The following is a 14168-nucleotide window of genomic DNA, read 5'->3' as shown; positions in this document are numbered from 1 at the left end:
AAATCTCCTTTCTACCCTACAATTACCTTATCTTCTGGATATTTAATTAAATTCTTTTGCTTTCTATTTGAAAGAGCAAACAATATTGTAAGAGCCCCTACTCTTCCTGCAAACATAGATAGTGCTATTAAAATTTTACCTATTAATGATAAATTAGGACTACCAGCTAGACTTAATCCTACTGTTCCAAAGGCTGATACTGATTCAAATAATGTATCAAGAAAATTAAATTTTATTTCAGTCAAACTTAAGGTTATAGTCATAAATATTACAACACTTAATCCTATAGCTATTACTCCTAAAGATTTGTTTACAACAGAATAAGAAATTCTTCTTCCAAATGCTTCTACGTCTTCTTTTCCTCTTATAAAAGTTATAACTGCAAGTATTAAAACTCCTATCGTAGATGTTTTTATACCTCCTGCTGTTGACGCTGGAGAACCACCAATAAACATAAATATTATAGTTAAAAACTTAGAACTATCCTTCATAGCTGCTAAATCTATAGTATTAAAGCCTGCTGTTCTTGTAGTTACTGATTGGAATAATGCTCCAAGTATTTTCCCCTTAAAAGAAAGATTCCCCAGAGTTTTTGGGTTACTATATTCCATTGCAAAAAATAATACAAATCCACTTAATATTAAAAAAGAGCTCATAACTATAACTATTTTTGAATGTAAACTAAGTTTTGAAAAATTTTTCTTTTTTATAATATCAAACATAACCGAAAATCCTAATCCTCCTAGAATTATTAGGGTCATTATCACAATATTTACTACAATATTTTCAGTATATGAAGTCAAAGAACTAAAGTTACCCATCAAATCAAATCCAGCATTACAAAATGCTGATATTGAATGAAAAGCACCGTATCCTAGTCCTTTTAAAAATCCCATTTCTGGTATAAATACCATTGATAAAATAATAGCACCTATTCCCTCTATTATAAATGTTCCTATAAGTATATGTCTTGTAAGTCTTACAAGTCCAGATAAATCATATTGATTTAATGCTTCCTGTATTAAAAGTCTCTGATGTAAATATATTTTTTTACCTATAAGCATTGCAAATAAAGTAGCTATGGACATAAATCCAAGCCCTCCAACTTGTATTAATGTTATTATTATAACTTTTCCAAATGTAGTCCAATAAGTACCTGTGTCTACTGCTACAAGTCCTGTAACACAAACTGCAGAAGTTGATGTAAATAAAGCATTTATAAAACCTACACTTTTTCCATCTTGAGATGCTATAGGTAGGTTAAGAAGTAATGCTCCTAACAATATTATACCTGCAAATCCTAATACTATAAACTGAGCAGGAGACAACCTATTCTTTTTTTGAATATATTTTCCTAACATTTTATCACCTCTTTATTTAATACAAATATCTTCCCTACTTTCCTGTTATATTATTACATTAACTCATAAATAAGATTATATAACACAAAGTAAAATACTAAAACACTAAATGGTAAAATTTTAAATATAAACATATAAATTTTTATTATAATTAATCAGAACAAAACTCATGGTTATGAAAAATACTAACCATGAGTTTTATATTATTAAATATAAATTTTTTATAACGAATAGGAAATTATATTCCTATTTAAATTGTGGATAAATATAAATTCCGTTATGAGTTTTAAGCAACGGAATTCGTTAGAATTCGTTGGCGCCATGAAATTTTAAAAAAGTCTACATTGTAAAATCTTTAGAATAAAGACTTTTTTATTATTTTGTTAAATTATTTTTTAAATTAACTAAAAAATCTTGTACATTTGTAACTATTGTTTTAACTTCTAAAGTCCCTCTATCTCTTAATTTATTTACTGCAAATTCAGAAACATCAACACTATAAATAAATACAGGTCTTACTTCTCCATTAACAACTGTATAAGAAGGAGTCATATTACCTGTTGCTATTGAATGAAGTTGTGTTGCAAGACATATGACCGTTGTAGCTTTTCTTGTATGTTTTCTCATTTCATTTTGAGCTTTATATACATCGGATATTACTATTGGTAGTGGTCCATCATCTCTTATAGATCCACCTAATACTATAGGTACATCATTTTTAACGCAAGCATGAATTATTCCATCTGTTATATTTTCTTCTTCTATAAGCCTTTCTATTGATCCTGCTCTTCTTGCTTTATTTAATAAATCTAAGTGATTATAGTGTCCATCCTTCATTGATTTTTGAGTATATATATCTTGTCCAAGGGCAGTTCCTATTGTTGCTGCTTCTAAATCATGTGTTGCTACTGCATTTCCACCTAAAAATGCATGAACATATCCATTATCTATAAGTGCCGCCATGGCTTCTCTTGCATCTTTATCAAATACAGCTGCAGGACCTAAAACCCAAACTATATATCCATGTTCTTTTTCACGTCTTAATACTTCATATAAATCATCATAATCTTTAGAATATGCAGTTTCTCTTGATCTTCCACTTCTAAATGCAAAAGTTTCATCTATCTCTTCTTCTCCTACAAATCCGCCATTATAAACATAAATCCCTTCACTTGCATCTTCTGTTCTGCCAACTACAACCTTTTCTCCTACTTTTAAGTTTCTAAATTCCTTAACTTCTACCTCATTATTATCTTTTACAACAACAACACTATCCATTCTGCTTTCTTTAGCTAAAACCCATTTTCCATCTATTTTGAAATATTCAGGAAATATTGTAGTCCCGTGATAATTCTCAGGAGCAACTCCTTCTTTTACAACTTCTTCTGTTTTTACATTTGGAGCTGATTTTAAAAACTCCTGCTCAAAATTAGGCTCTATATACTTTGGTAATTCAAAACCCATTTATCAACACCCCCGATAAGTTTATTTTTTGATTAATTATGAGTTTATTGTATAAACTTTAACATATAATATATTATAGCAAAACTTTGTATATAAATACATTGTAAATGTATACACTATGTAAAATTTTGTTTTTACAGTTTATTATTTACTATTTTTCATCAAAATATCCCAATCCCAGAAAAAATTACAATAAAATTGATTAAAAATACTTATTTAGAGAATATTAAAACCATTTTATCTGATATAAAATATCCAATTACACATCCTATAACTAAAAATATATCTATAATAATCTTATTTTGTTCAAACCCATATATTATATTCATAGTTATAAATGCAAGAAAAAGACCCGAGCATATTGTAATTCCCCATTTAAACACTGGTTCAAAAAAGGAAAACATTATTATGTTACCATTATTTTCAAATTTATTTTTCTTATATGTATAAACTGCTAAATTATAAAATATTGTTATTAAAATAACTAATACTCCTAACTTAATAAAATAATTGTTGTATACATAATAACTAGCTCCTTTATCAACTAAAACATATTCTGCCGAATTTATACCATATATGTTAAGATATTTAGCAAACTTATCTATACCTATTATAAATTTATGATTCCCATTTAAATTCATATTAATTGCAACAATTTCTTCTATCATACTAATTGCTCCAAAAGGAACTATAAGAGAAATACTCGAAACTATGCCTCCTACAATATTTTGCCCTATAAAAGTTTGTCCAAACAAAAGAATAGTAAATATAGCTATATAGGTTAATATATTAATTAAAGTCCACTTTAAAACTATATTGTAAGAATTTTTTATAAATTCTGTATTTAAAAAATAAAATACAGATAACATAATAAAAGTTATAAAAAATGAAATGAAAACACTTAAACTTCCTACTACCCACTTAGTCTTTATTATTTCTTCTCTTTTAAATGGCATTGATGCAATTAGTGAGTATGTTTCATTTTTTCTTTCACTTTGAAATAATATAATAACAAGTACAATAATTGTAAATACAACAACTAATTGAATATTATTTTCCATTAAAGCTTCATTAAACCAACCAATAAGTTCTCTTTTATATTCTATTGAATTTATGCCCTTTCTCTTAGCCAGCCATTTTAAATTACTTAATTCATTAAATACATACATAATTTGAAACATAAATAACATAAAAGTCATAAACATAGTCATCCATTTAGCGCTTCTCCACTCTTTAAAAAATAGTGCTTTAGGACATACATTTTTCACTATCTAATTCCTCCCCTACAGAATATATAAACATTTCTTCTAAACCTAAATCTATTTCTTCAACAAATTGAGCTCCCATATTTATCAAATTATCCTCTAGTTTTTTAGAATAGTTTTTTGTAATAATATAATTAATTCTTCCTATATTCTTAATATACATTATTTCTTTCCATGAATGAATTTCTTCTGGTACTTTACCATTAAATAATACTTGTAGCTTCTTAATATTTTTCTTCATATTTTCAATTGAATTTACATACTTTATCTCTCCTCTATTTATAATTGCTATATTATCACAAATTCTTTCTAAATCACCTAAATTATGAGAAGATATAAATATAGTTGTGTTATTTTTTTCTACTTCCTCAAGTAGAATATTAGTAAATTTCTTTTTAACAATCACATCAAGTCCAGATGTAGGTTCATCTAATATTAAAACTTTTGCATTTATACTTAAATTCAACATTAGAGAAAGCTGCATCTTCATACCTTTTGATAAATCTTTTATTCTTTTATTTTCAAATATTTTAAATATATTATTAAGTTTTCTAAATCTGTCAATAGAAAAATTCGAATATGTATCTTTATAAAAATTTATAATTTCTTTTACTTTAAAAAAAGAAAAATAATTATTTTGATCTGCAACATATCCCATTCTATCTTTTATTTTATTATTTTCAAAAACTTCCTCATTATCTATTTTTATTTCACCTTTATCAGCTTTATAAATCCCAGTCAAACATTTAATTAAAGTTGTTTTTCCTGCACCATTTTCTCCTATTAGTCCAAATATACTTCCTTTTTGTACTTTTAAATTAATACTTTTTAAAACACTCTTATTCCCTATACTTTTATATACGTTGTTAATATATATCATTTTTTCACTCCTTTTTAAGCTCATTATAAAGGTCTTGTATTAAATCAAGAATATCACCTTTTTTCATACCCATATAATGAAATTCTATTATCATATTTTTAACTTGTTTTTTTAATGATTCTAATTTTTCATTATCTATTTTAGGTTTATAATCATCAGAAACATAAGTTCCTCTCCCCTTTATGCTTATAAGAAATCTTTGTCTTTCAAGCTCTTGATATGCCCGAGATATAGTATTTGGATTTACTGTAATCATAGAAGAAAGTTCTCTTACAGAAGGAAGCTTATCTCCATGCATTAATATACCTTTCATAATATTTTCTTTAATTTGGTCTACTATTTGTTCATAAATAGGTTTACTACTTCTACTATCTATATCGATCAAAATATTTACCTCCTAAAGTGTATTAATTTAATTAATACACTTAGTTTAATTATAACTTATACATTTGTCAATATTAAACAATTACTATTTTTCAAAAAAAATAAGGGTATAACCTTTGTTATACCCTTAACCTCCAAGTGTTATATCCTGTTTATCATACCAATTAATAGCATCATATACATGCTTCGCTTTAAAATCTGGCCAGTAATCATCTATAACATAAAAATCAGAGTAAATAGATTGAACTGGTAAAAATCCACTCAATCTTCTTCTTCCTCCCCATCTGATTATTAAATCAACTCTAGATACATCCCAAGAATTTAAATGTTTAATAATATTACTTCTATTAATAGAAGTATTTTGATTTAGATTACCAAGGTCCCAATTCCATCCATAATTAACTAGAAAATTAACTCTCATTCCACCTTTTCCAAAATCTTTTCTTTTAGTATATGGAAGTAATTCTTTAGGAAACATAGGTGAAGCAGTATTTCCTACTACTAATAATGATGCATCTTCTCTTGAAAGCATCTTAACAGCATCTATACAAGCTTTAGTAAATGCTTTAGTTTGAACAGTTGGTCTTTTAGTATTATCAACTGTAAATCCATAATATGTAAGCTCTTTTACACCAATTTCTTTACAAACTTTGAACAATTCAAGTCCGGGATTTAATCCTTCATTATATCCCATATCTTTGGTCATCCCTTGCTGAACAGCCCATCTTCTATTTCCATCAGGTATTATACCTATATGATTTGGAATTCTCATAAAATACCTCCTACAACCCAATTTTTGTATATTATTTCCATTATAAATAAAAATATACTTTTTTGTTTTATTAGGTAATTTTTAAAATAATATGATTGAATAAAATTTATTCATGTGTTATTATAAACCTAAAAGTGAATACAATTTCGCTAGGGGTGCTGGAAAGGCCAGCTGAGAGTAAGACCCAATAAAGTCTTTAACCCTTTAACCTGATCTGGATAATACCAGCGTAGGGAAGTGTAGATATGCATATTTTTTGTATGTAAATATACAGGCACAAATCCTTATTCTGGAATTTGTGCCTTTTTTATTTTTGAGTCTATCTAGAAAGGAGGTATAGATATGACTATTAATGGTGAAAAAATGGATTTCAATGAAGGAATAACTATTAAAGAACTTATTAAAAAGCTTAACTTAAATCCTGAAACAATAGTAGTTGAAGTAAACCTTAATATAATTTCTAAAAGTGAATATGCCCACAGAAAGCTTAGTAAAGAAGATAGAATTGAGATAATTAATTTTGTAGGAGGAGGTTAATTTTGAATATATTTGTAAATCAGAAAAAATATTCAGTTAAGCCTTATACTACGGCTTATGAAATAAGAAATCTAATAAAAAAAAATGCTGATATCATTATTTACAATGGATTCATTATAAATGAGGATGTTACCCTTTGTGAAAACGATACATTAACACTTATAAAAAAAGGAGAACAACCAACTAAAAAAGAACTAGAGCATCTTTTGGTATCAAGGCATACTCCTGGTGTTCATGACAAAGTAAAAAAAGCAAGTGTTGCTATAGCAGGTCTTGGTGGTCTTGGTTCTAATATTGCTATATCTCTAGCTAGAATAGGTATTGGCAAACTTCTTCTTATTGATTTTGATGTAGTAGAGCCAAGCAATTTAAATAGACAGCAGTATTTTATAAAACATATTGGAATGAAAAAAACTGATGCCCTAAAGAATATTATTAGAGATTGTAATCCTTTTGTTGATGTAGAAACTAAAGATATTTTTATTTATGAAAATAATATAGAAGAAATATTTAAGAATGTTGACATTATAGTTGAAGCATTCGATAATCCAAAATCAAAAGCAGTTTTAGCAAATACTGTTCTCTCTAGAATGCCTCAAAAGAAACTAATAGCTGCTTCTGGAGTTGCAGGATATTTTTCTTCTAACTCAATAACTACTAAAAAAATTAAAGATAATTTTTATATCGTTGGTGATAATACATCACAGGCAAAACCTGGATGTGGACTTATGGCTCCAAGAGTTGGAGTAGCTGCACATCATCAAGCTAATATGGTTCTAAGGATTATCCTAGGTGAAGATGAAAATTAAGGAGGTTTACTATGGATAAATTAAAAATTGGTGAAACTGAACTAAATAGCAGACTTTTTATTGGAACAGGAAAATACTCTTCAAATGATATACTACCTAAAGTTATAAATTCTTCTAAAAGTCAAGTTATTACATTAGCTCTAAGAAGAGTAAACTTACACTCTCCTGAAGAAAATATATTGAATTACATAGATAAAAATTGTACTCTACTTCCCAATACATCTGGAGCTAGAAATGCTGAGGAAGCTGTTAGAATAGCTAGACTTGCAAGAGCTTCTGGCTGTGGTAATTGGGTAAAAATAGAAGTGATTTCCGATAATAAATATCTTCTTCCAGATAATTATGAAACAATTAAAGCTACAGATATATTAGCAAAAGAAGGTTTTGTTGTTCTTCCTTATATGAATCCTGATTTAATGGATGCAAAAAGAATGGTTGATGCTGGAGCAGCTGCTGTAATGCCTCTTGGTGCTCCAATAGGAACTAATAAAGGGCTTAGAACTGAAGAAATGATTCAAATTTTAATAGATGAGATTAATATGCCTATAATTGTAGATGCAGGCATTGGAAAACCTTCTCAAGCCGCAAAAGCAATGGAAATGGGAGCAGATGCAGTACTTGTAAATACTGCTATTGCATCATCAAGTAATCCAATTATAATGGGAGAGGCTTTTCATCATGCTGTAGTAGCTGGAAGAAAGGCATATCTTGCTAAAATGAGAGCTGTTAAAAAATTTGCTAGTGCTTCTTCTCCTCTTACAGGATTTCTGTATGGAGGGGATATTTAATGAGTTTTTATTATGAATATATTAAATATAGAGATTTCGATTTTGGTAACTTTTTTGAAAAGGTAACTGATAATGATATTTTAAATGTTCTTAGTAAGAATAGACTAAATGAGATTGATTTTTTAACATTACTATCTCCTAAAGCTGAAAAATACTTAGAAGAAATGGCTCAAAAATCAAATAAGTTGTCTATACAGCATTTTGGTAAATCTATAATTTTATATACTCCTATGTACATTGCAAATTACTGCTCTAATAAATGCTCTTACTGTAGCTTTAATGTCGAAAATAAAATTACAAGAAAAAAATTAACTCTTGAAGAAGTTGAAATTGAAGCTAAAAAAATTTCTTCAACTGGTCTTAGACATATATTAATTTTAACTGGAGAGTCAAAAACTAAAACTCCAATTTCTTATATTAAGGATTGTGTACATATACTAAGAAATTATTTTGATTCTATATGCATTGAAATTTACCCACTTAAAGAAGAAGAATACAAAGAACTTATACATGCTGGTGTAGATTCTCTTACTATCTACCAAGAAGCCTATAATGAAAATGCTTACGATAAAGTTCATATATCTGGACCTAAGAAAAACTATAGATTTAGATTGGATGCACCTGAGCGAGGATGTAGAGCTAAAATGAGATCAGTAAATATTGGTGCTTTACTTGGTCTTTATGATTTTAGAAGTGAAGGATTTTTTACAGGTCTTCATGGATATTATCTTCAAAATAAATATTTAGATGTAGAAATTAACTTTTCTCTTCCTAGAATTAGACCTCATGTAGGAAGCTTTACTGACATATATGAAGTAAGTGATAAAAATCTAGTGCAAGTAATGCTTGCTCTTAAATTATTTATGCCTTACGCCGGAATAAATATTTCAACTAGAGAAAATAAATATTTTAGAGAAAATCTTATTCCGCTTGGAATAACTAAAATGTCAGCAGGAGTTTGCACTGAAGTTGGAGGGCATTCACAATCTAATAAAAGCTCTAGTCAATTTGAAATATCTGATACACGAAGTGTCTTAGAAATTAAAGAATCCCTTCTTAAAAAAGGATATCAACCTATATTTAAAGATTGGGATTATATATAGAAAGGAGAATTTAGTATGAATTATACAACTCAAATGGATGCTGCAAGAAAAGGAATTATAACTAAGGAAATGGAAATAGTTTCAAAGAAAGAAAAAATAGATGTGTATTTACTTAGAGATTTAGTTGGAAGTGGTAAAGTTGTTATTCCAGCTAATAAAAATCATAAATCATTAAATCCAGAAGGTATAGGAAAAGGTCTTAGAACTAAAATAAATGTAAATTTAGGAATATCAAAAGATTGTCCAAATATAGAACCTGAGATAGAAAAAGTTAAAAAAGCAATTGAACTTAAGGCTGAAGCTATAATGGATTTAAGTTCATTTGGTAAAACAGAAGAATTTAGGAAAAAAGTTGTTGAAATATCACCTGCTATGATAGGTACTGTTCCAATGTATGATGCTGTTGGTTTTTATGATAAAGAGCTTAAAGATATAAAAGCTGAAGAATTTTTAGATGTTGTTGAAAAACACGCAAAAGATGGAGTTGATTTTGTAACTATTCATGCAGGCCTTACTAGAAAAACCTGTGAAACCTTTAAGAAAAATAAACGCCTTACTAATATAGTTTCTAGAGGTGGTTCTTTATTGTTTGCATGGATGGAGCTTAATAATAAAGAAAATCCATTTTATGAATATTATGATAAACTCTTAGACATTTGTGAAGAATACGATGTTACTTTAAGTCTTGGTGATGCATGTCGTCCTGGTTCTATAAATGACTCTACTGATGCATCTCAAATTGAAGAACTTATTATTTTAGGTGAACTTACAAAAAGAGCTTGGGAACGAAATGTTCAAGTTATGATTGAAGGTCCTGGGCATATGCCTATCAATGAAATACAAGCTAATATGCTTCTTGAGAAAAAACTTTGCCATGGCGCTCCATTTTATGTTCTAGGTCCTATTGTAACAGATATAGCTCCTGGATATGACCATATAACAAGTGCAATAGGTGGTGCTATAGCAGCAAGTAGTGGAGCTGATTTTCTATGCTATGTAACTCCTGCTGAACATTTAAGACTACCTACTTTAGATGATATGAAAGAAGGTATAATAGCATCAAAAATCGCAGCACATGCAGCAGATATAGCTAAAGGTGTTAAAGGTGCTAGGGATTGGGACTATAAAATGAGTAAGGCTAGACAAGAGCTAGATTGGGAAAAAATGTTTGATTTTTGCATAGATGAAGAAAAAGCTAGAAGATATAGAGATGAATCTATGCCTGAGCATAGTGACAGCTGTACGATGTGCGGAAAAATGTGTTCTATGAGAAATATGAATAAGATACTAGAAGGTAAGGATATTAATATATTAAGAGAGGATAATTAACATGATATACCTTATCACCAATAGAAAATTAATACCTGATGGTAACATATTTAGAGTTGTTGAAGAATCTGTAAATGCTGGAATTGATGCTGTAATACTTAGAGAAAAAGATTTAGGATATGATGAGCTTTACTCCATGGCTAAAAAAATAAAATCTATAACAGATAAAAAAAATATTCCTCTTATAATAAATAACAATTTATGTGTAGCTAAAGATTTACAATGCCATGGATTTCATATAGGTTTCAATTTGATAAATGATAGTTTACCTAAATTTAATGGAATAACAGGAATTTCTGTACATAGTGTAAAAGAAGCAGTTGCTGCTCAAAATCTTGGAGCTGATTATATACTTGCAGGACATATATTCTCTACTGATTGTAAAAAAGACCTCAAACCAAGAGGATTAAAATTTATAGAAGAAATAAAAAAAAATATAGATATACCTGTAATTGCTATTGGAGGCATAACCAAATATAATATAAAAAGTGTATATGAAGCTGGTGCAAACGGAACTGCTATTATGTCAAATATAATGAAATCAAATAATATACTAAAGACAGTTAAAGAATTACAAAAAATTCCTTAGATAAAATCTAAGGAATTTTTATTAAGCATTTATTTTTTGCTTAGCAGTTTCAACTAATTGCTTAAATCCTTCCGGATCATTTATTGCCATTTCTGATAACATTTTTCTATTTATGTTAATTCCAGCTAATTTTAATCCATTTATAAATCTTGAATAAGATAATCCATGAGCTCTTGTACCTGCATTTATTCTTTGTATCCAAAGCTTTCTGAAATCTCTTTTCTTAAGCTTTCTACCTACATAAGCATGTCTTAAAGCTTTCATCACGAACTGATTAGCTGGTTTAAATAATCTACTTCTAGCTCCTCTATATCCTTTTGCAAGTTTTAATACTTTTTTATGTTTTTTACGAGCATTCATTGCCTTTTTAACTCTTGCCATCTTTACGACCTCCTTTGTTTAAGCATTTATTTTACACGTATGGTAATAATCTAGCTATTCTTTTTTGATCTCCAGCACTTACTATACCTGCTTTTCTAAGATTCATTTTAGTTTTAGCACTCTTCTTAGTTAATATATGACTTTTATATGCTTTAGCTCTCTTTAATTTACCTTTTCCTGTAGCTTTAAATCTTTTAGCAGCTCCTCTATGAGTTTTCATTTTTGGCATGTTAATTTCCTCCTCTCAAATTATAATTATTTTTTAGGATCTAGTATTACAACTAATTTATTCCCTTCAAATTTTGGGGGTTTAGCTGGCGTACCAACTTCCTTAACACAATCTATAAATTTATTAATAACTTGAATACCTGCATCTTTATGTCCAAGCTCTCTTCCTCTGAATCTAAGTTCAACTTTAACTTTATCTCCCTTAGTTAAGAATTTAACTGCTTGCTTAGCTTTTGTATTTAAATCATTCTCTTCTATAGCAGGTCTTAGCCTTATTTCTTTAACAGTTATAGTCTTTTGCTTTTTCTTAGACTCTTTTTCTTTTCTAGATTGTTCATACTTATACTTTCCATAATCCATTATCTTGCATACAGGTGGTTTTGCATTAGGTGAAATTTTAACTAAATCTAAATTATTATCGTTTGCTATTATTTGTGCCTCTCTAGCAGACATTATACCTAATTGTTCACCTGTGTGGGAAATAAGTCTTATTTCCTTATCTCGTATCTCTTCATTAATTGGTAGTTCTTTAATAGTTAGACACCTCCAAGTAATATTAAAAATAAAAAAACGGATAGCATAAGCTATCCGTACACACACCATAACAAAGACTAAAAAAATCCTGTTATTAACCCTACAACCTGTGGAGTAAGGTGAGAAGCGGATAACTTCTTCTTCATTTAACAACAATAAGTTTATCATTTTAAACTTTTAATGTCAACATATTTTTTAAAATTTTGCTTTTAACAAATAAATTACATAGATTATTGAATATTTATTTTGCTAAAATTGGAAAAATTATTAAATAATATTCTTACACATTTAGGAGAAACTAAAAATAAATACAAAACAACCTAAATTTTTGAGGTGTATAATATGGGTATAATGAAAAAAATATTTAAAAAAATCAATATGCCAGTTTTTGCTTTTGCTCAAAGTAAAATGGAAAAAGATAATGGAAACGAAGATGCTAATTTTTCAAAGCCAAAAACCACATTTAAAGATGTTGCAGGTCTTGAAGAAGTAAAAGAAGAGCTAGTTGAACTGGTTGACTTTATTAAGAATCCTGACAAATATAAAAAAATGGGAGCTAAAATTCCAAAGGGAGTGCTATTCCACGGCCCTCCAGGAACTGGAAAAACACTGCTTGCTGCTTCCGTAGCTGGAGAAACAAATTCAGCATTTTTTAATACTACGGGATCAGAATTTGTTGAAAAATATGTAGGAGTTGGAGCTAAAAGAGTTAGAACTTTATTTGAAAAAGCAAGAAAAGAAGCACCTAGTATAATTTTTATAGACGAAATAGATGCTATAGGAGCTAAAAGACATTTAGAAAGCAACAATGAAAAAGATCAAACATTAAATCAACTTTTAGTTGAAATGGATGGTTTTAATAAAGATACAAATGTAATAATCATCGGAGCTACAAATAGACTAGACCTTCTAGACGAAGCACTACTTAGACCTGGAAGATTTGATAGACATATATACATTGGAAACCCTAACTACTATACTAGATGCGAAATATTAAAGGTTCATACCAATGATAAACCTTTAGATGATTCGGTAAATTTAGAAGAACTAGCTAAAAAAACACATGGACTTAGCGGAGCACATCTTTCTAATATAGCAAATGAAGCTGCTATAATAGCTGTAAGAGAAAGTAAAAATGTAATTAATCAAGATCACTTTAATCAAGCAATAGAGAGAATTTTAGCAGGCCTTGAAAGTAAAAACAGCAAACTGATAGAAAAAGAAAAGAAAATTGTATCTTACCATGAAGCAGGTCATACACTTGTTAGCAATATTTTAGGAATAAACCCTATACAAAAAATATCTATAATTCCTAGAGGTCAAGCTTTAGGTTATGTACTTCAACTACCAGATGAAGATAGATTTATTCACACTAAAGATGAATTGCTTGGTAAGATAAAAATACTTCTTGCTGGTAAAGCAGCAGAAGAGATTATATTTGACCATATTTCAACAGGTGCAAAAGATGATTTGAAAAAAGTTAGTGAAATTACTAATCAAATGATATGTGAATATGGAATGAGTAGCCTTGGAAGTATGACTATAGAAGGAAATCACAAAACATTTTTAATTGATAAAATTCAATCCGAAGCAAATTCTATTATAAGGGATTGCTATAACGAATCAATAAATTTATTAAAAGAGCATATGGAAGAACTTCACTTAATATCTAATCATCTTTATGAAAAAGAAACTTTAACTAATGATGAATTAAAAGAAATAATAAAAAGGGTCTATACTTAAA

Annotated in this window: 16 protein-coding genes, 1 riboswitch and 1 other annotated feature; of the genes, 7 read left to right on the top strand and 9 right to left on the bottom strand. The window is 28.4% G+C overall.

Features of this window, described 5'->3' with window-relative positions:
• Positions 1–11 precede the first annotated feature (11 nt).
• The 6 genes from BUA77_RS02145 to uppS all read right to left on the bottom strand — a co-directional run bounded on the left by BUA77_RS02145 (position 12) and on the right by uppS (position 6126).
• Positions 12–1361, bottom strand: a complete 1350-nt coding sequence (locus BUA77_RS02145; RefSeq protein ID WP_072886847.1) for a TrkH family potassium uptake protein — start codon at positions 1359–1361, stop codon at positions 12–14.
• Positions 1362–1736: 375 nt separating this feature from the next.
• Positions 1737–2825, bottom strand: coding sequence for a putative NPN-dependent ornithine cyclodeaminase (locus BUA77_RS02140; protein WP_072886845.1), 1089 nt, complete (start codon positions 2823–2825; stop codon positions 1737–1739).
• A gap of 212 nt (positions 2826–3037) precedes the next feature.
• On the bottom strand, positions 3038–4093 hold the full coding sequence (locus BUA77_RS02135; protein WP_072886843.1) for an ABC-2 transporter permease: 1056 nt from the start codon (positions 4091–4093) through the stop codon (positions 3038–3040).
• Positions 4074–4970, bottom strand: coding sequence for an ABC transporter ATP-binding protein (locus BUA77_RS02130; protein WP_072886841.1), 897 nt, complete (start codon positions 4968–4970; stop codon positions 4074–4076). Before BUA77_RS02130 ends, BUA77_RS02135 begins: the two co-directional genes overlap by 20 nt.
• 4 nt (positions 4971–4974) lie before the next feature.
• On the bottom strand, positions 4975–5355 hold the full coding sequence (locus BUA77_RS02125; protein ID WP_072886840.1) for a GntR family transcriptional regulator: 381 nt from the start codon (positions 5353–5355) through the stop codon (positions 4975–4977).
• Between the two features lie 126 nt (positions 5356–5481).
• Complete coding sequence (uppS, locus tag BUA77_RS02120) at positions 5482–6126, bottom strand: polyprenyl diphosphate synthase (protein ID WP_072886838.1); 645 nt, start codon at positions 6124–6126, stop codon at positions 5482–5484.
• A 141-nt stretch (positions 6127–6267) separates the two neighbouring features.
• Positions 6268–6379, top strand: a riboswitch (TPP riboswitch).
• Between the two features lie 89 nt (positions 6380–6468).
• Between uppS and thiS the strand changes: the two genes are divergently transcribed.
• Genes thiS through thiE form a run of 6 tightly spaced genes read left to right on the top strand, consistent with a single transcriptional unit; the run spans position 6469 to position 11281 of the window.
• Positions 6469–6663, top strand: a complete 195-nt coding sequence (gene thiS / locus BUA77_RS02115) for a sulfur carrier protein ThiS (protein ID WP_072886836.1) — start codon at positions 6469–6471, stop codon at positions 6661–6663.
• 2 nt (positions 6664–6665) lie between these two features.
• Positions 6666–7472, top strand: a complete 807-nt coding sequence (gene thiF / locus BUA77_RS02110) for a sulfur carrier protein ThiS adenylyltransferase ThiF (RefSeq protein ID WP_072886834.1) — start codon at positions 6666–6668, stop codon at positions 7470–7472.
• 11 nt (positions 7473–7483) lie between these two features.
• Positions 7484–8260 (top strand): thiazole synthase, encoded by a 777-nt coding sequence (locus BUA77_RS02105; protein WP_072886832.1) that lies wholly within the window; start codon positions 7484–7486, stop codon positions 8258–8260.
• The gene (gene thiH / locus BUA77_RS02100) at positions 8260–9363 is read left to right on the top strand and encodes a 2-iminoacetate synthase ThiH (RefSeq protein WP_072886830.1); all 1104 of its coding nucleotides are present in this window, start codon (positions 8260–8262) and stop codon (positions 9361–9363) included. Before BUA77_RS02105 ends, thiH begins: the two co-directional genes overlap by 1 nt.
• Before the next feature lie 15 nt (positions 9364–9378).
• Positions 9379–10692 carry a phosphomethylpyrimidine synthase ThiC gene (gene thiC, locus BUA77_RS02095; protein ID WP_072886828.1) on the top strand — a complete coding sequence of 438 codons (1314 nt, stop codon included), beginning with the start codon at positions 9379–9381 and terminating at the stop codon, positions 10690–10692.
• 1 nt (position 10693) lies between these two features.
• Positions 10694–11281, top strand: a complete 588-nt coding sequence (gene thiE, locus BUA77_RS02090; RefSeq protein ID WP_072886826.1) for a thiamine phosphate synthase — start codon at positions 10694–10696, stop codon at positions 11279–11281.
• A gap of 21 nt (positions 11282–11302) precedes the next feature.
• Here thiE and rplT read toward each other — a convergent pair whose 3' ends face one another.
• The 3 genes from rplT to infC form a co-directional block, all read right to left on the bottom strand.
• The gene (gene rplT, locus BUA77_RS02085; RefSeq protein ID WP_072886824.1) at positions 11303–11662 is read right to left on the bottom strand and encodes a 50S ribosomal protein L20; all 360 of its coding nucleotides are present in this window, start codon (positions 11660–11662) and stop codon (positions 11303–11305) included.
• A gap of 31 nt (positions 11663–11693) precedes the next feature.
• Positions 11694–11891 carry a 50S ribosomal protein L35 gene (rpmI, locus tag BUA77_RS02080; RefSeq protein ID WP_072886822.1) on the bottom strand — a complete coding sequence of 66 codons (198 nt, stop codon included), beginning with the start codon at positions 11889–11891 and terminating at the stop codon, positions 11694–11696.
• Between the two features lie 26 nt (positions 11892–11917).
• Positions 11918–12493 (bottom strand): translation initiation factor IF-3, encoded by a 576-nt coding sequence (infC, locus tag BUA77_RS02075; protein ID WP_084605409.1) that lies wholly within the window; start codon positions 12491–12493, stop codon positions 11918–11920.
• Positions 12447–12573, bottom strand: a sequence feature (ribosomal protein L20 leader region). (Overlaps the previous gene by 47 nt.)
• A 202-nt stretch (positions 12574–12775) precedes the next feature.
• Here infC and BUA77_RS02070 point away from each other — a divergent pair.
• Entirely contained in the window at positions 12776–14167 is a 1392-nt protein-coding gene (locus tag BUA77_RS02070) for an ATP-dependent metallopeptidase FtsH/Yme1/Tma family protein (RefSeq protein WP_408645624.1), read from the top strand.
• Position 14168 lies beyond the last annotated feature (1 nt).

Origin of the sequence: Tepidibacter formicigenes DSM 15518, assembly GCF_900142235.1 — a bacterium.
GTDB classification, from domain to species: Bacteria; Bacillota; Clostridia; order Peptostreptococcales; family Peptostreptococcaceae; genus Tepidibacter; species Tepidibacter formicigenes.
The sequence above is the reverse complement of the archived record's forward strand: the minus strand, read 5'-3'. Positions and strand labels throughout refer to the sequence as shown.

Bases quoted from the DNA above. Each gene is read 5' to 3' on its own strand.
- BUA77_RS02145 (WP_072886847.1), bottom strand. From the start codon at position 1,361: ATGTTAGGAAAATATATTCAAAAAAAGAATAGGTTGTCTCCTGCTCAG.
- BUA77_RS02140 (WP_072886845.1), bottom strand. From the start codon at position 2,825: ATGGGTTTTGAATTACCAAAGTATATAGAGCCTAATTTTGAGCAGGAG.
- BUA77_RS02130 (WP_072886841.1), bottom strand. From the start codon at position 4,970: ATGATATATATTAACAACGTATATAAAAGTATAGGGAATAAGAGTGTT.
- uppS (WP_072886838.1), bottom strand. From the start codon at position 6,126: ATGAGAATTCCAAATCATATAGGTATAATACCTGATGGAAATAGAAGA.
- thiS (WP_072886836.1), top strand. From the start codon at position 6,469: ATGACTATTAATGGTGAAAAAATGGATTTCAATGAAGGAATAACTATT.
- BUA77_RS02105 (WP_072886832.1), top strand. From the start codon at position 7,484: ATGGATAAATTAAAAATTGGTGAAACTGAACTAAATAGCAGACTTTTT.
- thiH (WP_072886830.1), top strand. From the start codon at position 8,260: ATGAGTTTTTATTATGAATATATTAAATATAGAGATTTCGATTTTGGT.
- thiC (WP_072886828.1), top strand. From the start codon at position 9,379: ATGAATTATACAACTCAAATGGATGCTGCAAGAAAAGGAATTATAACT.
- thiE (WP_072886826.1), top strand. From the start codon at position 10,694: ATGATATACCTTATCACCAATAGAAAATTAATACCTGATGGTAACATA.
- rplT (WP_072886824.1), bottom strand. From the start codon at position 11,662: ATGGCAAGAGTTAAAAAGGCAATGAATGCTCGTAAAAAACATAAAAAA.
- rpmI (WP_072886822.1), bottom strand. From the start codon at position 11,891: ATGCCAAAAATGAAAACTCATAGAGGAGCTGCTAAAAGATTTAAAGCT.
- infC (WP_084605409.1), bottom strand. From the start codon at position 12,493: ATGGTGTGTGTACGGATAGCTTATGCTATCCGTTTTTTTATTTTTAAT.
- BUA77_RS02070 (WP_408645624.1), top strand. From the start codon at position 12,776: ATGAAAAAAATATTTAAAAAAATCAATATGCCAGTTTTTGCTTTTGCT.